This is a genomic window from Ignisphaera sp., assembly GCA_038735125.1.
Classification (GTDB): Archaea; Thermoproteota; Thermoprotei_A; order Sulfolobales; family Ignisphaeraceae; genus Ignisphaera.
On sequence record JAVYNU010000006.1, the window covers coordinates 83,268 to 105,101 of the forward strand.

Consider the following 21,834-nt stretch of genomic DNA (forward strand, 5'->3'; position numbering starts at 1 on the left):
ATGGCAGAATCCATTTTTTCAATAACCCTTAGAAGCTTGTATGTATCCTCCGTGGCCTCTCTCCTGGCCTTTATTGCAGCAACGTTGCTCAGCTTGCTGGTATCGCAACTAACGAGGAGGAGAGCTGAGATGGTGCTATCCTTCTTCGAATCGTTGGTGGGGGTGCCGACAACTGTTATAGGGCTTCTTGTCTACATGCTTCTATTCCCTGGGGGGCCACTGGGGTTTCTCAGAATTCTCTACACACCCTATGCCATAATCATAGGAGAGTTTTTTGTGGCCTTGCCAATGGCTTTTACAACCATGTTCAGACACTTCTATAGCTTAAGAGATAGTGTTAGAGAGCTTGTGCTATCGCTTGGGGGACTGGAAAAACATGTTCCAAGATTGCTTCTAAGAGAGCTCACACCAATTCTAGTCTCATCGTATCTAACATCTTTTTCAAGGGCCATTGGTGAGTTGGGTGTTGCTCTAATTGTTGGCGGCGGTATAGAGGGCTACACAAATGTTCTAACAACAGCTATAGCCATTCAAACGTCTATAGGCAACTACGAGTATGCTATTTGGATAGGGCTGATACTGATATTCATAACCATAGCAATAACATTTGCTGTTAAGATCGCTGGTGAGTACATACTATGGAGATAGCCCTGGAAAATGTTTGGCATAGCTACGATGGAGAAACATATGTTCTGAGAAACATCAGCCTAAGGTTTAAGAGCCCCGGAACATACCTGCTTATAGGTCCAAATGGAGCCGGCAAGACAACTCTACTCAAAATAGTCTCATTCATAATAAGACCCTCGAAAGGTAGGGTGCTAGTAGACGGTGCAAGCTTCTGGGATTTGGACAACAACTCGAGAGATTCTATTAGAGGCTCTATTGTCTATGTCCACGACAAGCCAATCCTAGTTAGAGGCACAGTAAAATTCAATGTAGAGCTTGGGCTAAGGCTTAAGAAAAGAGTTGACGAATCCATAGTAGAGTATTACATTACTCGATATGGACTCAAAGAATTGGAAAACAAAAGTGTAAATAGATTGAGTGCCGGTCAAGCAAAGACAGTTTCCATTGTAAGAGCCCTGGTCACAGCGCCCACAGTCCTGGTACTGGACGAGCCGTTCACCTACCTCGACTCCACCCGCTCAACGCTTTTAATCGAGGATATTATGAGGATAGTTAGAGAGAGGGGTGGCATGGTTTTGATAGCCACACACTACATGTACAGAGATCTGAAAGCCCTTGCAACAGAGCTCGTCGAGATTGTAAACGGGGAAATATCATCGCATGCAAAAAACGTTTTTGCAAGCCCTTAGAATTCAATTATAAAAGATAGATTTTTGTAACTACTTTAAACCAGCTACAGCCTTTTTGTGATCTACCTCAATTCAATAACGTGATTATACACATTATCTCGATCATTCGAATATGGTGGAGGCAGGATTTGAACTTGTGCGGGGTTATCCCCATAGGCTCTCAAGGTATGCTCGTACATTAATCAGTCTCAAGGATCTGTAGTGTCTCGGAAGCCGAAAATCGTTTCTGGGCTTAATCAAATAGTTATTGAATCGCTCAGAAAATGATCAGCGTGACTGATTCGAGTTGAAATAAGATGAAATTAGAGACCCCATTGGTGTTAAGATGATGGGCTCGAAATACCTTAGGAGCACCAACAGCTTTAGGCTTACTTGGGGTAGAAGTCTCGATACTTACTGTTCTCTCCATTCAGCATACCGTAACGTTAATGTGAGCATTACTGCTGTGTATACGATGACTATGGTGAGGTCGTAGAGCGTGTTCATGGGCTCCTCTATGGATAGAGCTATGCGTGCTAAGTCGCTCAGTGTTGCTGTTGGTATGAGGAGCGCTATGTACATGCCAATACCAGGTATAGCCGTTGCTGGGTAGTAGACAGGTGGAAGAATCGTTAGCAGGTAGTATAGGAGGTTTGCAAGTGCATAGAATCTAGCTGGAGACCTAACCTTACATGCCATGAAGAAGCCTGTTACTGAGCCTAGAATCCACGATGCTAGGAATACTGGTATTAGTGAAACAGCGCCGAACCCTTTGTAGATGACTACGAGAATGAATATCGGTATTGCTGGTAACAGGGCGTTGAGCAGGCTCCCAAGAGCTGTACCAGCTATAAACATTGCTGGCGTTACAGAGCTAGCTATAAACATGTCTAGAAGTCTGTAATAAAATCTGTAATCGAAAATTTGTTGCGAAAGTGCGTTGCTACCAGCATTCCATGCTAAGGCAACTAAGCCACCTATAAGGGCATTGATCTCGAATCCCCTGCCTATCACTAAGAGGAACATGATATAGACCGACATGGGTATGATGAGCTGGTTAACTATCCAAAGCCTACTCTTCATGAACCATGCTGAGTAGATCCTTGCAATAGCTAGGATAGAGCTAAGTTTAGCCAAAGTGAGCACCTTGCTTAACGAGCTCTCGAAAAGCATCGTCTAGACCAACTCTATCAACAGAGAACTCGACCTCATACCTTGCTAGGAGTGCTAGCACATCGTTTAACGAAGCTTTATTGATGTAAACAACAGCTTTGTTGTCATCAATACGAAGCTCTATGCCCATATCCTTCAATTCGTCTACTAGCTGTTTCCTGAGATTGCGTATAGTTATACGATAATTGTACATAAGGATGTTCATCTTGACCTCCTCAGGTCTACCTATAGCTGCGAGTGCACCCCTATTTATCATAATCACGAGATCTGCTATATCTTCGGCTTCGTTTAGTAGATGCGTAGTCATTACAACGGTGTGGCCAGCTTTAACAATGCTTCGGAGAGCTTCATGAACGCTTGCCCTACCTAAGGGATCTAGACCAGCCGTAGGCTCATCGAGAAACATTATCTCAGCATTTGTTGCTAAAGCGGCTGCTACAAGAACACGCTTCCTCTCACCACCACTAAGACTCAAACAAATCCTGTCCTTAACGTGATCCTGACCCAAGATCTCGAGAGCTCTCCTAGCCTCTTTAACAGCATCACTACGGGAAAAACCTCTTGCAATTAAGTAAAGCTCTACAAACTCTCTAGGAGTTAGATATGGTTCTGGAACAGCATCCTGTGGAACTGCAGCTATGTACCTACGTAGCTTAGCAGCTTCTTTAACAACATCATAGCCAAGAACACGTGCATCACCTGAAGTGGGTAGAAGAGCTGTATAGAGAATCCTTAGAAGAGTTGTTTTACCAGCACCATTAGGTCCGCAAACAACAAATAGACCATTACTAGCCAAATCAAAGGTGATGCCCCTTAATGCATTAATATTAGGAGGATAAACCTTAACGAGACACCTTACCTCGATAATCCTAACCATGAGAACCCCCGTTAAACTAAATATTATAAATATTATTAGAGAATAGCGCCGCTTATATGGGCATCTAAACATATATCCCCTTCATTTCTTTAACATCTGCATATACATGACACAGTATGGATTTGGTTTTTATGAATCTCGACCCTAAACTCTCATAGTATGTTTCAACGCGGTATTAGTCATCGATACTATATACTATTGTTGTTATCGGTTTACATAATCGGTAAAGTGCGAGGACATGATGTAAGTGCTGCACAAAACAGTTCTTGAATTAACTTCGTATGTAGCTACGTCCACCGCTTACATGTCTTCGTGAAATCTAGTTTCTGACCTTCTCTAGAATGCTACACCTATCTCTATAGCTCAGATCAGCAACATTTTGCACTATCAAATCATCCACCAACGGGTTTGGATTCGGAAGAGAATTCCCACTAAGTATTGAACGGGGGAACCATAACTATCAATTGATCAGAGTAATGCAGAAATACATTATAGGTGGCGCCGGGGGCGGGATTTGAACCCGCGCGGGGCAGAGCCCCAGTGGGTCTCGAGCCCACCGCCTTGACCACTCGGCCACCCCGGCAACTTTTGTCATCTTCTACACATATAGTTTTATGTAACAAGTTTTATTAGCGTTAATCAGCGTTAATGGTTGTTCAGCGTGTTAGCTATGATAATATATGACAGTGGTGTTATAGCGGCTTTGATGCGTGTATATGGGGAGGGCTATAAAGATTTCTTAGAAGCTATTAGGAGGCCTGGTTCAAGGTTATATACAAGAGTTAACACGCTTTTGATTTCTGTTGATGAAATTGTTGAGAGGCTTAGGGGTAGAGGGATAGAGGTTTATAGGGATGAGCAGTTAGCTGAGGCCATATACTTTCCTATTCAGGGGCCTTTTCAGGTGGAGGAACTTGATAAGAGGATTGTTGTTGATAAGTATGCCGCCGAGTCTATCTACATGGGCGCCAATGTCTATGCCCCTGGTGTTATATCTTGTAAGGGTGTTTCGAAAGGCAATGAGGTGACTGTTGTTGCTGAAGATGGCACACCTGTAGCCAATGCTATTGCTGTTGTAGACTGCGAGGATGTTGTTGTAAGGGGGGTTAGGAGAGGTGTTGCAGCAGAAACTACCAGGTCTGTTTATAGAGCTCCAAAGATTAGGGAGCTGCCAGAGTATGTAAATGGGTATTTGTATCCCCAGAGCCTGCCAGCAATGTATGTAACACATGTCTTGGATCCCCAGCCAGGAGAGCTCGTTGTAGACACCTGTGCCGCGCCAGGGGGCAAGACAAGCCACATTATAGAGTACTCTGGTGGGAGATCCTATGTGATAGCATTTGACCACTCCAAGAAGAGGTTAGATGAAATGCGAGAACATCTTAGAAGATTGCATGAAGATTCTCTGGCAGAGATCTGGCAAGCTGACTCAAGGTATTTGCACATCGATTTTAGCTGGCTGAGAGCAGACAAAATTGTTGTTGACCCTCCCTGCTCATCTCTTGGCGTAAGACCGAAGATAATTGATAGGAAGAGCTACACAGACATAGAGACCCTGTCTAAATACCAGCTCCAGTTTCTGAAATCAGCTATAAAAGTGTTGAAGCCTGGGGGCGTGCTAGTGTACTCCACCTGTACTGTAACTGTAGAGGAAAATGAGGAGATAATCGAAAAAATAGCTGAGGCAGAGAGGTGCATCGATGTGGTTGAGATACCTTGTGAAAGATGTTCGAGAGGTGTGCCCGGCTTTAGATATAGCCAAATGTTTGCTAGATTCCATCCTCATATACACGACACTACAGGTTACTTCATTGCAAAAATTGTGAAGAGATGCTGAATGGTGTACCTACTTTATACCAATTGTTTTAATGGGTTTGAACGCTATTCCAATGCTCTTCAAAATCTTTTGCAAGTCGTAGTCGTCTGTCAAGACGGTTACATCATAGCCTTCTGAAACCAGTTGCAGAGCCAAGGCCAAAACCTCTAGGTCTGTTTTAGATAGTTTGTCCAATGCACCGGATTTTCTGGCTAGGTCAAGCGCTTTTTCTACGTATTCTTTGCTAGGCTCCACAACAACTATCCTATCCACAGAGCGAGACAACGACAATCTCTGAACACTTTCAGAGTCTTTCACCTCGTCTAAGACCGAAGGTGTTGTATATAGCAACCTGTCATATACATATAGATGAGTTGCTGATATAAATGCCGCTGTATCGAGCAGCAAAACCCTTTTATTTGGAGAGCCTTGCATACGTCGAGAACCTTTCAAACCTAACTAGTTTCACAGTACAAGACTCTCTAACAACTTCGACTACATCACCTGGAAAAAGATTCTCAGCCACCTGCCCATCAACAACAGCAACTGCCTCGCCATCGACGACCCTAATAGATACCCTCTTCTCAGACGGTATAACCACGGGTCTGGCATTGAATTGTATCGGTGCAACAGGGACAATAACAAGGCAGTTGAGAGAGTGGTCAAGCACCGGACCCCCTGCCGACAGCGCATATGCTGTTGAGCCTACAGGTGTGGCTATAATTACACCATCTCCTGCCACGCTATAGAGCTTTTCCTCATCTACGTAAACATCGAGATTGATTACCTTGAATTTGCTTGAGCCCCAGCCAGCTACAACAACATCGTTTATGGCAGGGGGTAGCGTCGAGTTTCTGTTGCGTATCCTTGGCCTTATCCTTATATACTCTTCAACCATATACCTGCCATCAACAAAATCTCTCAGCCTCTTCAAAACATCCTCGGGGGCTACCTCCATCAAAAAATTTCTGCGACCAGCCTTTACAGTGAAGATGGGTATGTTGCATTGATCGCCAATTCTGTGAAGAAATCTGAAAAGCGTGCCATCGCCACCAATAACAATTGCTGCATCTATGTGGTCATATCCAACCCTGCAAATGTTGCTCCACTGTATCTGATCTGCGACCTCAATATCTATGCACATATCTATGCCTAGTTCACTTCTACCATACTCTAAAACATTCTTTGCAATAATGCCGCACTTTTCACAGTCTCTTCTAACAACAACAGCAATCCTCAATGTGTACACCACGCTAAAAACATTCTATATGCCTACCAGATTATTTAGAGTTGTGCGGATACTGGGCACATACCCTGTACTCATATAGGGCTCCATATCAATTGCGTAAATGTGTACCACAAGTCTTGATGATGGGTTTTGAAGCCTTTGAATAATCCTTCTATCTATGTCTCTAGCAGCCTTGTTGGCCTCGATAGCAAGTGTTTCAGGGCCTATGAACCTGCTTTTTCTAACTACTATCCTCCTCTTATCCCCTAGAACAAGTTTTTGGCTACCCCTAGCCAAAACCACGTCTCTCAATTCCCCAACCTCGAGAACCAACACAACAACGCTATGGTCTTTTCTAATAACGTTGATGAGATTTGGATCAAGCTCGGCAACGGCTTTATCGAGACCAACCCCTATTATGCAGTCACCTCTTGGCGTTAAGTCAATGTCTTTGGTCAACTCAAAGGTTTTTGTATGTAATGCCCTGATGCTTTCGTGGCCTCTGGCTTCAACACGGTCATAGACCACAATATTCCTCATTGCCATTTTAGATTAATACCCGTCTAGCAACTATTCTGCTAGGACAAGGCAAGTAAAAAAGCGTTTAGCGTGGCCAGACATGAATTTTGAGGAAGAGAGGAAAAGACTGGTCTATGCGTTAAAGAGTGAGGGGATAATAAAGAGTAGAAAAGTTGAAGAAGCTTTTCTAGCCATCCCAAGAGAACACTTCGTACCTGAGCACATGAAGTTGTATGCATATGTCGATAGCCCACTGCCAATAGGCTTTGGACAAACGATTAGCGCTCCCCACATGGTTGCGATAATGACCGAGGAACTGGATGTACAACCAGGGGACACAGTATTGGAGGTTGGCACAGGTTCTGGATACCAAGCTGCGATTCTAGCTTACATAACCTCAAAGGGTAACGGACATGTTTATACAATAGAGAAAATAGGGAGCCTAACAAAAAGGGCTATAAAGAACATTGCAAATGCTATCCCACAACTCCTAGATTTTATAACATTTGCCATAGGTGATGGCAGCAAGGGGCTTGAGATTTTTGCGCCATTCGACAAGATAATTGTTACAGCAGCTGCACCAAAAATCCCGGAGCCTCTTTTGAAGCAACTAAAGCCTGGGGGCAGATTAGTTATACCTGTGGGTAATAGATGGGAGCAAATTCTTCAAATAGTCGAGAAAACCTCTAGTGGACACATTAGAATTAGAGACAGCGTTCCATGCGTCTTTGTCCCACTGGTAGGGGAATATGGATGGAGCAACCATGTTTATGACTATTAATACAACTACTAATACAACAACTTATTGTCAGAGAGTGTAGTTTTTCTTAATGGTTTGTATAATGATTATATTAAAGAATGGGATTCTAAATGGATTTGAGATTTTGGAAGTTTATTTTAGTCTCACATAGAAGAGGTTGTAGCTATCTAGCTAGGCAAGCATCTATTAGTTGTTTGAGGCTCTTTCCAAGACCTACCCTAATACCGAATCTCTTGTCTGTGTACATGTATATCAGCTTCTTTGTTTGCAGTTTTCGAAGAATGAGCATGAGCTCATTTGATGGGTAGTGGAGTTCCTCGCTTATCTGATCTAGGTACAAGTAGGTGCTTCCCCACTCTGCATAGTGCTTAACCATGTGTCTAAGAATGTTTGTCTCATCTTCTAGGAGATCCTTTGAACTTATTATCTTTTCTAGGCATTTAAGTGTCTTTTCGACTGTGTTTTCGTTTTTAGTCCCCTGTTTTCCCACTAACGAACCAGTTTTTGAGGCTGTGAATTGCTGTATTACAGTCTCCTTTGGTTTTCCATCCTGTCTTCTCCAGCTATTCATTGTCTCTAGAACTGGTTCTGATATAAGTTTCTGGGCTAACCGTACCACATCATAGGGGGATAGAACAGGGGTATCCAACGAGGACAGCAAAGCCTTCACATGCTCTTCTCCCTTCTTTGTCAAAAACCAGTACCCTGTCCTAAGCACTACATATCCTCTACTCTTCCAATAACTCAAATAGCTGCTTATGAGCTTTGTCTTCTTGCCTAGAATTGAAGCTATTTCAGAGCTTTTCATGGGCTTTGCATAGAGTAGCAGAAGTATTGCCTCAACAACTCTAGATCTAGGCCCCTTATCCGATAGAGAATAGCGCGAATCTTCTAAAGGTTCCAAGGAAACCTCAGAAGGCTGGGGAAAGAGAATTCCTTCAGATGCATCAGAAGTGCTTTGATCCTGCATGTTCCTCTGCATTACAAGCTACCTGTAGCCTTAGAAACAGAGCTTTAATGTATATATTTTCTCGTAGCGAAGTGCATATAAGCAAAGCTTTTAAGCCTATAGATAGTATTAAACCATCTCCAAGCAGGTGTTTGAGGGATGTCTATTTAGTGACATAGAAGAGAAACTCTCTGTAGATAGAATAACTCTTAAGAGAATAATAAAGGAGTTGAAGAAGTGGCGCGCCCATGCAACAACTCTTCTAAGCTTGTATATACCCCCTGGAAGGCCGATAAGCGATGTCGTTAACCTGCTCCGTCAAGAGTTGTCAATAACAGAGAACATAAAGTTGAAGCAAACCAGAGACGCTGTGCAATGGGCTTTGACAGCAGCTATAGAGAGGCTTTCAATGCTTAGAGAAGTTCCCAAGAACGGGTTAGTGGTCTTTGCAGGCATAAACAAGGATACTGGAGACAACATTGTGTTTATGTTCTCGCCACCTGATCCAGTACCTGTATACTTCTATAGAACTGATAAAGAGTTTCACACAGAGTTTTTGGAGCCCATGGTTGAGGAATCTGATGTATATGGGATAATAATTATTGAACGAGATGAGGCTACAATAGGACTGCTAAAACCCTCTGGAGTGCTTGTTTTAGATGAGATTGAGTGGTTCATTCCAGGAAAGCACCATAAGGGTGGGCAGAGTCAGAGAAGATTTGATAGGATTATAGAGCAGATGGTCGAGGAGTTCTATAAGCATGTAGCTGAGAAAGCCAATAGTTACTTCCTTCCATTGCTGGAGTCCAAGAAGCTGAAGGGAATCATTATAGCGGGTCCAGGTTATGCGAAACTAGATTTTCTGAAAGAGGCAGACAACCTAGACTATAGACTTAGAAGCCTCGTTATTGGAGAGCCCATAGATGTTGCATACCAAGGTGTTGTAGGGCTTAGAGAAGTGGTTACAAAGGCTAGGGACATACTATCCAAGCAGAGGTTTGTAGAGGTTTTGAACACATTCGAGGAGTTCAAGCTCCATATAGCCAAAGATGACGGATATGTGGTCTACGGAGAAAAGGATGTTGAAGAAGCTCTTAGAAATGGTGTTATTGAAAAACTTCTTATATGTGAGGATCATCCAGAGTTCGAAAAATACGAGAAACTGAGTGGCGAAAGCGGGGCCAAACTAATTGTGATAACCAATAGCGTTGATGAATATCAATGGTTTAAAGATACTTTCTTCTGCCTAGCAGCAATAGCCAGGTACCCAATATCAGCATAGCTTTTTACTCTGGTGACAATAGCTTGTAGGGACAGTCTCTCCAATATTTGCTACAAGTTATTGCCTCGTATTTTGTTAGAGGCCTGTCAAGTATTTTACAATAAGCTATGAGTATACTTCCCTCCACTTTAGTTATTGTGGCAAACGGACACTCTATATGTATTTCCTGTGGAATTGCGTGGATTGGGGTGTAAATCTTTAGCTTATCTCTTCTAACAGACTTCTGCTGATTTGATTTAGATGTTGAGGGCTCTACATAGTATTGACAGCTTTTGTACTCTGTATCAGATAAGCATCTCTGTGCAGATACAATGACATCTGTTGGGCCTGGAAGTTTTGGAGACGTACAAAAGCCATATTGATACCAAGGACATGGCATAAAGACTCACCAGCATAACTAAGTGGTTTCTATGGGTAGACTTTTTATAAGTAGCATCACTTTTAGTATGTGAAAAGCCTATAAGCTGGGTTAAGTAATCTATGTTGAGCCCTCTAAGCTCTCCAAGTAAAAATGTGTTGCTATATAATTGAGTGATCATATATGTCTAGAAGGAATAGTAATGTGAGGGGGAATGGGGGTAGCAATAGAGTTGTCGAGGATATGAATAAAGAAGTTGAGGATGTGGAGAGTATAACACTAAAGGTATTGTATGAGGATCCGGATGTCGTTGTTTTTACAGCTCCTAACGAGGATGAGCTTAGAGAAATTGTTTTGAATATGCTTAGAGAAGGGCCTAAGACTCTAAAGGATATGCATTCAAAGCTTGCAGGCATAGCTAGTGAGGATAAGATTAGGAGATGCCTAGTGAGACTAATGGATGACGGTATCGTCACTATAGATGATGATGGTAAATACAAGTTGCTGGGAACAGAGGACTTTGACGGCGAATTTGAAACAGAGATGAATGAATTAGGCTATTTCTGAATCCTAGCACCACAATACGGGCAGAACCTAGCGTTTGGCGGGATTTCGGATCCACAGTAGGGACAGGTAAACTCATCTCTTTTCTTATTCTTTTGTTGTTCAATACCATTATTAGACATAGGAGCTGTTGGAATAGGCAAAACACCTCTAAACATCTTTAGATATTCGTTTTTAACATCCTCTCTCATGATGTGTAGATACACTTGTGTTGTTTTAAGATCCTTATGGCCAAGAAGCTTCTGTAGAGAGACTATGTTCATGCCCTTCTTAAGAGCCTCAGTCGCAAATGTGTGTCTGAGTATGTGTGGCCTGATTTTCGACTGGTCTATGCCAGCTCTTTTTGCAAGGCTCTTCAACCTTTTGTATAGCCCGCTATAGCTTAGGGGCACAATCCTTTCGTTTGGATCGAAAACCTTTATTGATAGTAGCTGTGAGAGAAGGTTGTATGTGAGATCCCCTATAACAACGGTTCTCTCCTCATCGTATTTAGCATTCCTTACCTTTATCTCCCTCGACTCCAGATCGATGTCGCTAAACCTGAGGCTTAGAAGCTCCTCAGAACGCAAGCCTGTTTCCAGTAGCAGTGCCAAAATCAACATGTCTAGAAAGTCTCTGGCGGCGTTAAAGAGTCTTACAATTTCTTCCTGTTTAAGGACCGGAGGCTCTTTTCTGCGGGGCCTCCTAACCTGTGGGATTTTGATTTCTATTCCAAGCCACTCAAAAAACCTTCTAAGAAATATTGTGTAATAGTATAGCGTTGCCTCTCTAGACCTTCTATCCCCATACTTTTCACCGGGAAAACCATTTCTCAGTCTCTCAATTCTCCACATATAGAAATCGTCATATGCGACCTCCCTAACATTTTTCCAGCCAACAAAATTGAAGAAATCCGTTAAAGCCGCTCTATAACTCTTAACAGTCTTCTCATCAGCCCCCGAAGCCTCTAAAACAGCAATGAACTTCTCAACAAGACTCCTCGAATCCAAATCAGCATAACTACTGGGAGCCCTGCCAACATCAATCCTAGCCATAAAACCACTAAAAAACGCTTTACCAGCAGAATATATTTGAAATCTACCGCAAAACAGCAACCAATTATGTAAAAACCTTATAACGCCCAACACCAAAACTACTGTATCGGACTTTCTGCGAGCCGGGGTCGCCTAGCCTGGTAGGGCGCCGGCCTGCTAAGCCGGTGGGGGAAAACCCCGCGCGGGTTCAAATCCCGCCCCCGGCGCCACAATCATTTTCCATACTTCTACAATCTTGTCAATTGGCTCGATGTACTTGCCTCCGTGGTAGAGATAATACCTATTCTTCACTTTCTTTATGTGCCACAAAGAGGGCATGAGTTACCCCTTATATAGCGCCCGATGACCAGAGAAGAAAAGTTTTACGAGAAATGAATTGAAGGGGTAACATCAGGGGCAACACATTATATAATAGAACATCACCAGAGACAAAAAGCTTTGGATTTGACAAAATTTATTGACCCGAAGCCGCCTCTGCATATTGTTTGTTCTGCGTCGCTTGTGCTAGTTTTTTGCATTGCTCCCAGCAGATCCATGCTTATTGTTACCTGATCGTTTTCGAGGTTTATCCACGCTACACCCATCTCCGCAAGCTCTTTGAACGACTTCGCATTGCCCCCATCTGGTGTTATGGGAAGCAACAGCCGATAACCTGTGACATTGATTCCATAGCTAAGCAGGTTCCCAGCTATCTTATCTGTTAGCTCATAGTTCTTGGCAGTGTAGCGCACCTCGAATGTCAATACAAAATAGTTAGGGATATCCACAGCCTTAGGGTGGGAGCATGTAGTAAGCCAACATCGATAGTGATAGATGTAAACAAAGAGTTAAAAATTGTTAGCTATTCTTCACTCTAGCTAACAATTTTTAAGCGTTGTTATATATCTACACATGTTGTGTGTAGCGTTTTTTAGGTAAGACAATAAAGAGTAGGAGAGCGGGTGCAACAAACAATAGCGTAATGAGGTTCCTATGAAATGAGTGGGAAGGAATCTTTTGAGGAGTATAAGGAGTATATGAGCATTTTAACTAAGTTCGTTGATGCGTACGGAGATATGTTGATAGCAATAGGAAGGATAGAGAAAAATACGGGGAAGTCCCTAGAGCAGCTCACGAGCGAGTATATGAGTCCCGAAGCTATGGAGAAGCTCTTAGAAAAACTGCCTTCCGATGTTGTAGGAAGAATGTTTGCTATACTTTTTAGACTCTACATACTTACTGGTAAGGATATAAAGGCTTTAACAGCGGATGAGAAGATGAAGCTAGGAGATGAGTTGAAAAAGTTGGCTAAGGAGCTAGAGAAGTTGTTTCTCGAAGAGATACCGAAAGTACTTCGTATTGAGGGTAATGGTGTATGAAAGAACCTATTTTGCAGCAGATGGTAATATCAGAGCTCTATGAACGTTTGCTCTCTATGCAACACTTGATAGGCTCCGCCATAGAAAGGGTCATTATAGGCCCTGTGAACACCCCTGATGTGCTTCTAGAATTGGCTAAACATATTTCTAGAATGGGAATGTTTAGAGTCTTTGCTAATATTGATAGGGTTGTCGAGGGGCTGAAAATACCTCTAGACATCGTGATCAAGAGCTATGTAGAGGTGGTTAGAAGAGGTATTGAGCTTAGCCGCATCGAGGGGACTAAGCTCGTGTCATGCTATGTGGACGCATATGAAGATTTTGAAGAGGGCTGGAAGGCTATATCAATAAGGGTGCTGATGATGGGGGACAGCCAAAAGCTGCAGAAGATATGGAGCGAGCTATCAAAGAAAGTAGCCGATACTGCAAAGGAATTTGCTAGGTATATATACGTAGAGGTGGAACCTGCTGAGTAGAGCTCCTACTATAGGTAAGCAGTTTCTTGAGCTAGCAGATACAGTCTTGCAATGTTGTAATAAGAATGTGTTGTCTTGTCCGTTGAAAGTCGATGAGGGTTTGCTTAGAAGTGCAATCAGTAGAGCATACTATGCAGTATTCACAATGATGAGACATGCATTAGGACCTCAATACGAAGATCTAAACTACTTAAGACAGCTTTCAGAACTTCGTAAGTGTGGTGTACATGAGCTAATAATCAATATATTGAAGGAGTCAGGTCATCCAGATCTAGCAGATAAGCTCTTTCATTTAAGAAGGAAGAGAGTTGTTGTTGACTACGATGTTTACGTGAAGATATCACATAAGGATCTTGTATGGACTGTCACAGTAGTTAGAGAGGTGCTTAGCGAGGTCTGTAAACGATTTAGGGTTACTGACAACTCCTAGAAGATATTATGCTCTGCTCTCTATTCATTAAAATAGCTGGCCAATTGTTTAATGCTCTATCTATTAAACCATTGTCTATTCAGGGAGCCATCTAGAGACTTTCTAGAATAGTAGAATATGCATAAAGAAGCCGTCTAGTCTACAAACAATCTGTAAATAATGTTTAAATAAATAGGTGTGTTCGGCTGCATTTGGTATGGGTAAGCAACATATGCCTTTTACACTTTATCATCTTGGTTTCGTGCTTTTGGTAGGATATTTCTTCCGTAAGAAGGTTCATTGGCCCACATTTATCTTAGCGAGTGTTGTTGTTGATTTAGAGCCTTTTCTTGTGTTTGTCGGTGTTTTGCAGCGGTATCCGCTTCATGGCTATATGCACACATTTTTGTTGGGGTCTCTATGTGGGGTGTTGCTGGGCTATGCGATGTATATTACTCGTAAAATGCATGCTGGGCTCTTCAAAAGATTGGCACTGGTAGAGAATGAAATTGGTTCTGCTGGTTATCTAGTTGGGGGTTTGGCTGGGTGGGATCTCCACATATTGATGGATTCACCGCTATACACCGATATCAAGCCGTTTTACCCGGTTCAGGCAAACCCTTTGTATAATGCTTGGAGCTATCCGAGTGGACTACTATTTGCGTTGCTATTTGCTGGAATGCTTCTCTATATTCTTCATGTCTCTGTAAAATATGTTTATGCAAAATGAAACAATGAAACACTGTAGTGAATATCCTCTTCGTCACCTTGGCATGCAGTTATAGTTGGAGCGTTATCTGCTCCTTTACAGACTCTTCTTTTCTCTCTAGCTCTGTGTTTTTGGCTAGCAAACCCCTGCAGGTGATTATATGCGGCAACATATGTATTGATGATGTATTGCTGCGAGAATGGTTTTGTTGGCCCTGGATCTATATAATTATAATCTTTATGATTTTCTTGGGGAGAGTCTTGGTTATGTGAGGCAGGGACATGCTTACCAGGTGTGTTGATAGTATGCCGACTAGTACACCACCTATTACATCACTAAACCAGTGAACCCCTAGAAGAAGCCGCGAAAATGCTATTGCTATCGCCCACATGTAGAGAGATATAGCCACGATCCTACTCTGCTTTCTTGCAGAGGTGCTGTAGTATGATGCTATTGCAAAGGCTCTTGCAGCGTGTCCCGAGGGGTAGCTGAAGACATCTAGCGCCTCGAGCAGGTTTGCATAGCTGTTGTTGCTAGAGGTAATCGGTCTCGGAATTTGGAGAGAGATTTTGAGAACCGACACCAAGGCGCTATTCAATATAAACAGCAATGCCAGTCCTGCTGTAAACAAGGTTATCCGTCTATATCTTATGAGATCTGCTATGAAAAGGGCTACAACTATTGCTACAAAGATGTATATGCTCCCAGTCTCGGAAAATGCCGAGACAACTGATGTGTTGCCTATTCGGAGTATGTTGTATAGAGAGCTATCCAAGTTTCTCAAAATGCCTGCTCCAACTATTGCTGTGAATATGGCTAAGGCAACAACCTCTAGAAAAACCATCTCTAGAAAGGCTTTTGTTTTGCTCGTCTCCATGGCCTATACCAAAAATGTGTTGGATCCTTGGACTGTGTAAAGAATATACAAAATTACTTTATATGCCCATTTCAATGAACTCGTATATAGTTTTCTTACCGAGGTCCTCTGGTAGATCGAAGCCGTAGTGTACCTTGACAAAGTCTTTTCTGAGCTCAATAACCTTTCTCCTTATGCTGGAGGGCTCTGCCCCTCTAACAATGATATCTGCTATGAGTTTTGCAATCTCTTTGAACTCCCCCTCTTTCATTCCGAACCTAGTCATCTCCTGGACACCGAATCTTATGCCGCTTGGGTTTGGAGCATCTTGTGGTCTGTCCCATGGCAGAATATTCTTATTGGCTATGATATTGGCCTCTTCAAGCAATCCAGCTATTTTGGCGCCTCCACCAAACTTTCTAACGTCTATAGCCACAATATGTGACTTTGTGTATCCAAGATTCTCAGCAACTACAGGTAGCCCTTGGGAGGCAAGCTCTTCTGCAAAAGCCCTAGCATTCCTAGTTATCTGCTCAGCGTATGCACTCCCAAAATGCATCATCTCAATAGCTGTAACAGCAGTTGCTGCAAGCCTATGGATATGATGGTTGCTGACAAATGTGAGGACATTGTTTGAAACCAGTTTGTACACATCCTCACGGCTAGTTAATATCAACCCTCCTTGGGGCCCAGGAAACGTTTTATGGGTAGAAGCTGTTGCTACATCAGCACCCTCATGCACAGGGTTTGGCCATACACCGCCAGCGATAAGACCAAGAACATGGGCAACATCGTGGACAACCCTAGCCCCCACAGAGTGTGCAGCTTCGGCTATAGACTTCGTTGGATGGGGGAATAGATAGAGCGACGCCCCCAAAACAACTATGCGTGGTTTAATAGACTCTATGAGCTTCACAGCTTTGTCAACATCAATGTTCCACGAATCCAAATCGAAAGGCATTTCAACGTGTTTAATGCCTAGCGCACCCAAAACACCGAATTCTGTATGGGATATGTGGGCACCGCTCTGAAGAGCTGGCACAAGAGCAACGTCTCCAACACTAGCAAAAGATCTAAACGCAATTGCATTAGCTACACTACCACTTATAGCCCTAACCTCGGCAAACCTGACATTAAACAGCTTTGCAAGCAAATCAGATGTTCTAGTCTCTATGATATCTATGAATATGGATCCCTGGTAAAACCTCTTCCCAGGCTTGCCCTCAGCATATCTATGCATCATATCATTGACGTATAGAGCCTTTGTCAATGGAGACATGGCGTTTTCAGATGCTATCAGGTTTATACACTCAAATTTTCTCCAAATGTTATGCCTTCTAACTACATCTAATACCTCTAGAACCTCTGCTGGAAGCAACAAAGACAGCCTAGAAGTTTGGGTAAAAAATGGTTTAAAAAGTTTTGTTTTTACATGGGTGTGTTTGTTTTGTTTTAGCTGCATTCTGGGTAGTCGTCTGGTACTTTTGCTCTGAAGTATTTTCCTGATGCTGGGTCTTGGAATAGGCCTATCTTAACCCCTTTCCTACCCTTTGGAGACAGGCTCCAAACCTTCTTTGGAACCAGCTCCTTCTCCCCACCATCAGGCAGCTTAACTTTAACAGGCTTTGTACAGGCCATTCAAACCACCGAAAAAAGAGATAAGAAGAAAACAAGCTTAAAAACATGGCGTAAAGGCAAATGGAAACCAAATCAGAATACACAGTATCAACATTATTGAGACTAAACCTATTTGACTATCACATGAATTATTAGCTAGACAAAGTATTGATTCTTAAACCACATATAAAGTTTATTAGCCCACAAACACAATGCTATAACGGTGCACGGGTAGGGCTCGGGGGGCTCGCCCTCCCCCAGACCCGAAATGGGCGAATGCGGGAGCCAGTAACCCGCTATATGGATGTGTATTGTCTATACAAGCCAACCACACCGCTATGAGCCCCGCCCCGTGGGGTCGACGGTGGATGGGGCCATCTCTGTAGGGAGGTGGCTACCATCCTAACGGGGGGACGGTCAGGCCCGGAAGGGAGCAGCCTAACCCCCGGCCGTCGACGTTCGCGGGTCTACGGGGGGAGGTATGGTGTGGTTGGCTTGTATAGACAATACACATCCATATAGTGGGGGCCGTGCACCGTTTTTATCTTTGTGTGGTATGTGATGAGACTAGAGGTTTTGGATTATAGGGATGGTGTTTTAAGTATTAGTATTGATAGTTTTGATGATTTATGGATTCTGAGTATGATTATATCTAGAGGTGATATTGTTAGGGCTAGGACTTCGAGGGATGTTAGCATTGGCGATGAGAAGAGAAGGATACCTATGATCTTGGCTGTGAGGGTTGAGAAGATGGAGTTTCAGCCTTTTACAAATAGGCTTAGGATTCATGGGATAGTTGTTGAAGGTCCTGATAGGTTTGGTGTTAAGGGATCTCACCACACAATCTCTGTTGGTGTTGGCGATGAGATTACTGTTCAAAAGGTTTTTTGGGATCCAAGGGTCTTAGACGAGGTTATGAAGATTGTTAGGCCATTGAATGTCATGCTCGTGGCTGTTGATTTCGATGAATATGCTATAGCAGTTCTTCAGATGCAGGGTATGAAGATTCTGGATTCGAGAAATGTTTCTCTTCCTCTAAGCGATGAATATTTTGAGGCTGCTGAAAAAGAGCTTGTTTCAGAGCTTGCTAAGAAAATTATTGAGGCTGCTCACAGATATAATGTCGAGGCTGTTGTTGTTGCATCTCCAGGAAGTTTGAAAAATAAGGTGAGGGACGCTATAGCTTCGCTGGATAGTGGGGTAAAGGTTTTTTTGGATACTGTTGCTAATGGGGGTTATGCAGGGCTCCAAGAACTTCTAAACAGAGATGTTGTTAGAAATATTATTAGAGACTCCTCGATAGAGAAAGCGTCTAGGATTCTTGAGGAATTTGATTACCTCATTGCAAAAGATATCAATAGGGTTGCATATGGGCTTAGCCATGTGGAGCTTGCAGCTAGTATAGGAGCTGTTGAGAAGCTTCTTGTGGTTGATGACATGCTTGCGGGGTTTGATGAGAATCGAGAGAAGGTTGAGGCAATTCTAAGAAATGTCGTGGAGAAGGGTGGTGCAGTAGTTATAGTTCCGGGTAGGTCGCCACCTGGGGAGAGGGTAAAGATGCTTGGGGGGATCATAGCAATACTTAGATATAGCATAGACTTTGAGAATATGGAAACATAGCTAGTCTTTATAGGTATTTTCTATGCCTTTGAATACCTATTCCTACAATATTCCATAAGCTTCTTCAGAAGAGCATATTTATTCTCTTTAACAGTTCTCCAATCGTTTTTCAGAAGACCACCTGTTTCAACATGCTCGGGGTTCAGCGCTAGATAGAACCACTGGCAAAAGTTATTTTCAATTAGATACTCAATGAATTTCTCATGCCACACAGCATCCCTGGGATCGCCATCGCCACACTTACCACCAAACTCAGTTATGACCACGGGGTATCGCAGTTGCTTTTTGACATAGCCCCAGTTCTGATCCCATATGACATGGAGATTCTCCGGGAAGATGCTTGGATCGTTGAAATAGTCTTGGACATACATGTCAGGGCCATAGGTATTTACTCCGTACACCAGCTTGTTTCTCGGTAGATTAACTGGATAGTCTTTCACCGCTCTGAGATTCTCGCCCCAATATGTAGAGTCTGGGTAGTGCTTCACATCATCTGATTTGGGATTCGTGAATTGAGTGCCCTTGACAACTATCAGCCAGTGGGGAGCAACCTCTAAGATCGCCTTGCCCACTCTCTCAGCGGCTAAGTTCCAATCTGTTTTGGTATTGCCAACACCCCAAGTAGCTGAATCTCCTCTTGTATAGTACTCCTGTCTAGGGCCTCTACCATGCGGATTATTGAGGAGTTCTGCACCTATGACATTCCAGTATCTCCCATATCTTTTTGCAATGGAAACCCAAGTGGATATGAAATCCTCTTCACTAAACAATGGTGTGTACCAAAGAGGCTCCATAACAACACAGCTGATGCTATGGAAATTCAGAAGCGCGTAGAGGCCAAGCTCAGCTGCTTTTGCAATGATCTTCTCTAGTATTGTGGGAGAGTCCAGACCTAGGAGATCTGGGTTAAGAGCGTAGTTTATCGAGCGAATATGTGGAAAAACCCTTGGTCTGACAGAGGCAGAGCAAAACGGTATTCTTATCGCGTTGAAGCCAAGGTCTTTCACCGTTTGCAGTATCTCAAGCCAGTTTCTGATATGGAGCCCTCCTACAACATGGCTACGAAGCTCGAAACCAACCCAAGTTACGCCCAGCAGGGCTAGAGGCTCTTTCTGCTCTTTTTTAACTACATATATTTCACTATCTTCAACTTCATAATACACGTCTGGCATTATCTTCAGCCACTTTGAGAAGTTGATGGAACGGTGAAAGGATGTGTTTCAATGCATTTAGCTAGGTCATCATCATACACCTTTACTATGTAGCTTGGGGTTCTTAGATAGGATGTTGATGTCCTTGTGGTTGTGGCGCTGTGTAGAAGCTTCTCCTGATCACATAAAATCTCGTGTATAATGTCGTATCGCATTGTTTGTGACTGTGTGTATATGTTGTCCACAAGCTCAAACATTACTGACGGGCTGGATTTGACGTACATCGATATGGATTTGAGCATTCTGTCAACAAGTATAGGGTCGTAGTATAGATATAGAGATTCGATTCCATCTAATACAAGGATCTGGATATTGCTATCAATGTAATTGCGTATAATGGTCTCTAGCTGCTGTGTTGAATATGCAGCAGGATGAATACTTTCAATGAATGCCGCCTTATTCAAAATGTAGTGTGGCGGTATTTTCATGAGGCCAGCAGCATTGCGTAGAATGTTCTTTATGTTCTCTGGCGAGTCTCTAAATGATATAATCCCATAGTTTGCTCCATAGCTAAAGACAATTCTTGCTAGAAGTGCCCAAAATGTTAATGGTATAACGTTACATGTTGCTACCACACCTACATAGCTTCCAGAGGCAAGCCCTCTCCAAACCAAGTTGCTACACTCATCGCTATAGCTTGTTACAGAGGCTGTATATGGTGGTTGTATCACTGTTGGCGATAGCAACATTCTTACACCTCTGCCGTCCTCTATGGAGAACGGTATTTCAGCCATTGGAATTGGTTTTCCCCTAAACTTTCTAATCTCCATGAATCTGTGTATCAATCCTTTTTCAATCCTTGTCTTAAAAACAAATACAGCATCAGCTATGAACTCAAGACCCCTCAAATCAACTGTCTCTACTGCAAATGGGAGGTCAGCAATCAAGATGAGAAGAGCGTTGGTGTTAGACACTAGGTTGTATAGCGTTGAGTGTAGAAACGCTCTAGCCTCATCTGTTGTCAGAACATTTAGTATCGGTGTTATCGAGTCTACAACAGCAATCGAGTAGCCCTCACCAAGAACCTTTTGGCCCAAGGTCGAAACAGTAAAGTCTAGAAGGTCTTTCCCGCTCATAGTAAGCATTTGCACAAATTCGAACAGCTGTTTCTTCTCTGCCAGCTCCAGATCTATGTTGAATCTCCTCATATAGGAGTAGAACTTGGCTTTTGTCTCAGCAAAGCTCAGATAAACACCTTTTATGTTATACCTCATAACATTCTCGAAGACTATACGTGTAGCAAAAGTTGATTTTCCCGCACCAGGGTGCCCGAGAACCAGTATCAGAGACCCCGGCTCTATACCCCCTGCAAGCAGCTGATCTAGAACCTCGTCACCAAAAACATAGTTCCGTGGAATAGTGCTTTGCTCTGAATCTATGCTCATACAAATCCATCCATAGCCATCTTACTAACTATTTCTTACCCTACGTATTGTGGCTAGCAGGTCTGGTATATATATCTTTTAATGAAAATTGATCTATGGAGATGTGCATGGGCTGGTTTGGATACAAACATCTCTGAGAGTACCATCTTGGGCTCAAGACTCTCCTTAGGTTTGATGAAGCTGATGAGAGTCTGTGAAGATTTCCTGCGGGTTTTGTGGGGCTTTTGCTGGTTGATGGTGTAGTTAAGTGGTGCTTAACTTTCAGCCAGTAAAGTTAAGCAGTTTTACGACACTCCATAGGCTGATGAAACCCAATAGAGTCTATATGCTGCATGAGG

25 protein-coding genes, 2 tRNA genes and 1 other RNA gene are annotated in these 21,834 nt (G+C 42.9%); 13 read left to right on the forward strand and 15 right to left on the reverse strand.

Features of this window, described 5'->3' with window-relative positions; genetic code table 11:
• Entirely contained in the window at positions 1 to 648 is a 648-nt protein-coding gene (locus QW284_07355; GenBank protein MEM0339480.1) for an ABC transporter permease, read from the forward strand.
• Positions 639 to 1,316, forward strand: a complete 678-nt coding sequence (locus QW284_07360; GenBank protein MEM0339481.1) for an energy-coupling factor ABC transporter ATP-binding protein — start codon at positions 639 to 641, stop codon at positions 1,314 to 1,316. The genes QW284_07355 and QW284_07360 overlap by 10 nt, the downstream gene beginning before the upstream one ends.
• Positions 1,317 to 1,709: 393 nt before the next feature.
• Here the strand turns inward: QW284_07360 and QW284_07365 are convergent, their stop codons facing one another.
• The 3 genes from QW284_07365 to QW284_07375 all read right to left on the reverse strand — a co-directional run bounded on the left by QW284_07365 (position 1,710) and on the right by QW284_07375 (position 3,928).
• Positions 1,710 to 2,432: a hypothetical protein gene (locus QW284_07365; protein MEM0339482.1), complete on the reverse strand. Its 723-nt coding sequence runs from the start codon at positions 2,430 to 2,432 to the stop codon at positions 1,710 to 1,712.
• Entirely contained in the window at positions 2,425 to 3,345 is a 921-nt protein-coding gene (locus tag QW284_07370) for an ABC transporter ATP-binding protein (protein ID MEM0339483.1), read from the reverse strand. Before QW284_07370 ends, QW284_07365 begins: the two co-directional genes overlap by 8 nt.
• Positions 3,346 to 3,841: 496 nt before the next feature.
• A tRNA-Ser gene (locus QW284_07375) sits at positions 3,842 to 3,928 on the reverse strand.
• An 87-nt stretch (positions 3,929 to 4,015) separates the two neighbouring features.
• Here QW284_07375 and QW284_07380 point away from each other — a divergent pair.
• Complete coding sequence (locus QW284_07380; protein MEM0339484.1) at positions 4,016 to 5,182, forward strand: PUA domain-containing protein; 1,167 nt, start codon at positions 4,016 to 4,018, stop codon at positions 5,180 to 5,182.
• 9 nt (positions 5,183 to 5,191) lie between these two features.
• Here QW284_07380 and QW284_07385 read toward each other — a convergent pair whose 3' ends face one another.
• The 3 genes from QW284_07385 to QW284_07395 are packed head-to-tail and all read right to left on the reverse strand — an operon-like array spanning position 5,192 to position 6,935.
• Positions 5,192 to 5,596: a DNA-binding protein gene (locus QW284_07385; GenBank protein MEM0339485.1), complete on the reverse strand. Its 405-nt coding sequence runs from the start codon at positions 5,594 to 5,596 to the stop codon at positions 5,192 to 5,194.
• The gene (locus QW284_07390; protein ID MEM0339486.1) at positions 5,577 to 6,401 is read right to left on the reverse strand and encodes an NAD(+)/NADH kinase; all 825 of its coding nucleotides are present in this window, start codon (positions 6,399 to 6,401) and stop codon (positions 5,577 to 5,579) included. Before QW284_07390 ends, QW284_07385 begins: the two co-directional genes overlap by 20 nt.
• A gap of 24 nt (positions 6,402 to 6,425) precedes the next feature.
• On the reverse strand, positions 6,426 to 6,935 hold the full coding sequence (locus QW284_07395) for a DUF371 domain-containing protein (protein MEM0339487.1): 510 nt from the start codon (positions 6,933 to 6,935) through the stop codon (positions 6,426 to 6,428).
• Positions 6,936 to 7,008: 73 nt separating this feature from the next.
• On the opposite strand from QW284_07395, the gene QW284_07400 reads away from it, so the two are divergent.
• Positions 7,009 to 7,689, forward strand: a complete 681-nt coding sequence (locus QW284_07400; GenBank protein MEM0339488.1) for a protein-L-isoaspartate(D-aspartate) O-methyltransferase — start codon at positions 7,009 to 7,011, stop codon at positions 7,687 to 7,689.
• Between the two features lie 142 nt (positions 7,690 to 7,831).
• Here the strand turns inward: QW284_07400 and QW284_07405 are convergent, their stop codons facing one another.
• On the reverse strand, positions 7,832 to 8,650 hold the full coding sequence (locus QW284_07405; GenBank protein ID MEM0339489.1) for a replication initiator protein WhiP: 819 nt from the start codon (positions 8,648 to 8,650) through the stop codon (positions 7,832 to 7,834).
• A gap of 115 nt (positions 8,651 to 8,765) precedes the next feature.
• On the opposite strand from QW284_07405, the gene prf1 reads away from it, so the two are divergent.
• Positions 8,766 to 9,899, forward strand: coding sequence for a peptide chain release factor aRF-1 (prf1, locus tag QW284_07410; GenBank protein ID MEM0339490.1), 1,134 nt, complete (start codon positions 8,766 to 8,768; stop codon positions 9,897 to 9,899).
• 4 nt (positions 9,900 to 9,903) lie between these two features.
• Here the strand turns inward: prf1 and QW284_07415 are convergent, their stop codons facing one another.
• Entirely contained in the window at positions 9,904 to 10,278 is a 375-nt protein-coding gene (locus tag QW284_07415) for a hypothetical protein (GenBank protein MEM0339491.1), read from the reverse strand.
• Between the two features lie 162 nt (positions 10,279 to 10,440).
• On the opposite strand from QW284_07415, the gene QW284_07420 reads away from it, so the two are divergent.
• Positions 10,441 to 10,824: an ArsR family transcriptional regulator gene (locus QW284_07420; GenBank protein ID MEM0339492.1), complete on the forward strand. Its 384-nt coding sequence runs from the start codon at positions 10,441 to 10,443 to the stop codon at positions 10,822 to 10,824.
• Here QW284_07420 and QW284_07425 read toward each other — a convergent pair.
• Positions 10,815 to 11,855 (reverse strand): tyrosine-type recombinase/integrase, encoded by a 1,041-nt coding sequence (locus QW284_07425; GenBank protein MEM0339493.1) that lies wholly within the window; start codon positions 11,853 to 11,855, stop codon positions 10,815 to 10,817. The genes QW284_07420 and QW284_07425 overlap by 10 nt on opposite strands.
• A 121-nt stretch (positions 11,856 to 11,976) precedes the next feature.
• Here QW284_07425 and QW284_07430 point away from each other — a divergent pair.
• Positions 11,977 to 12,064 (forward strand) — tRNA-Ser (locus QW284_07430).
• Between the two features lie 210 nt (positions 12,065 to 12,274).
• Here the strand turns inward: QW284_07430 and QW284_07435 are convergent.
• Entirely contained in the window at positions 12,275 to 12,622 is a 348-nt protein-coding gene (locus tag QW284_07435; protein MEM0339494.1) for a hypothetical protein, read from the reverse strand.
• Positions 12,623 to 12,832: 210 nt separating this feature from the next.
• On the opposite strand from QW284_07435, the gene QW284_07440 reads away from it, so the two are divergent.
• The 4 genes from QW284_07440 to QW284_07455 all read left to right on the forward strand — a co-directional run bounded on the left by QW284_07440 (position 12,833) and on the right by QW284_07455 (position 14,828).
• On the forward strand, positions 12,833 to 13,213 hold the full coding sequence (locus QW284_07440; protein MEM0339495.1) for a hypothetical protein: 381 nt from the start codon (positions 12,833 to 12,835) through the stop codon (positions 13,211 to 13,213).
• Positions 13,210 to 13,689, forward strand: a complete 480-nt coding sequence (locus QW284_07445; protein MEM0339496.1) for a hypothetical protein — start codon at positions 13,210 to 13,212, stop codon at positions 13,687 to 13,689. The genes QW284_07440 and QW284_07445 overlap by 4 nt, the downstream gene beginning before the upstream one ends.
• A 46-nt stretch (positions 13,690 to 13,735) precedes the next feature.
• Positions 13,736 to 14,119, forward strand: a complete 384-nt coding sequence (locus tag QW284_07450; GenBank protein ID MEM0339497.1) for a hypothetical protein — start codon at positions 13,736 to 13,738, stop codon at positions 14,117 to 14,119.
• 247 nt (positions 14,120 to 14,366) lie between these two features.
• Positions 14,367 to 14,828, forward strand: a complete 462-nt coding sequence (locus QW284_07455) for a hydrolase (GenBank protein ID MEM0339498.1) — start codon at positions 14,367 to 14,369, stop codon at positions 14,826 to 14,828.
• A gap of 199 nt (positions 14,829 to 15,027) precedes the next feature.
• Here QW284_07455 and QW284_07460 read toward each other — a convergent pair whose 3' ends face one another.
• The 3 genes from QW284_07460 to QW284_07470 form a co-directional block, all read right to left on the reverse strand.
• Positions 15,028 to 15,684, reverse strand: a complete 657-nt coding sequence (locus QW284_07460; GenBank protein ID MEM0339499.1) for a phosphatase PAP2 family protein — start codon at positions 15,682 to 15,684, stop codon at positions 15,028 to 15,030.
• Positions 15,685 to 15,742: 58 nt separating this feature from the next.
• Positions 15,743 to 17,044, reverse strand: a complete 1,302-nt coding sequence (gene glyA / locus QW284_07465) for a serine hydroxymethyltransferase (GenBank protein MEM0339500.1) — start codon at positions 17,042 to 17,044, stop codon at positions 15,743 to 15,745.
• Between the two features lie 71 nt (positions 17,045 to 17,115).
• Complete coding sequence (locus tag QW284_07470) at positions 17,116 to 17,301, reverse strand: chromatin protein Cren7 (GenBank protein ID MEM0339501.1); 186 nt, start codon at positions 17,299 to 17,301, stop codon at positions 17,116 to 17,118.
• Between the two features lie 203 nt (positions 17,302 to 17,504).
• Between QW284_07470 and ffs the strand changes: the two genes are divergently transcribed.
• Both ffs and QW284_07480 read left to right on the forward strand, forming a co-directional pair.
• An RNA gene (gene ffs, locus QW284_07475) (signal recognition particle sRNA) lies at positions 17,505 to 17,815 on the forward strand.
• 26 nt (positions 17,816 to 17,841) lie between these two features.
• Positions 17,842 to 18,900, forward strand: a complete 1,059-nt coding sequence (locus tag QW284_07480; protein MEM0339502.1) for an mRNA surveillance protein pelota — start codon at positions 17,842 to 17,844, stop codon at positions 18,898 to 18,900.
• Between the two features lie 20 nt (positions 18,901 to 18,920).
• Here the strand turns inward: QW284_07480 and QW284_07485 are convergent, their stop codons facing one another.
• Both QW284_07485 and QW284_07490 read right to left on the reverse strand, forming a co-directional pair.
• Complete coding sequence (locus QW284_07485; protein MEM0339503.1) at positions 18,921 to 20,072, reverse strand: glycoside hydrolase family 5 protein; 1,152 nt, start codon at positions 20,070 to 20,072, stop codon at positions 18,921 to 18,923.
• Positions 20,073 to 20,077: 5 nt separating this feature from the next.
• The gene (locus QW284_07490; protein MEM0339504.1) at positions 20,078 to 21,496 is read right to left on the reverse strand and encodes an ATPase domain-containing protein; all 1,419 of its coding nucleotides are present in this window, start codon (positions 21,494 to 21,496) and stop codon (positions 20,078 to 20,080) included.
• Between the last annotated feature and the right edge of the window lie 338 nt (positions 21,497 to 21,834).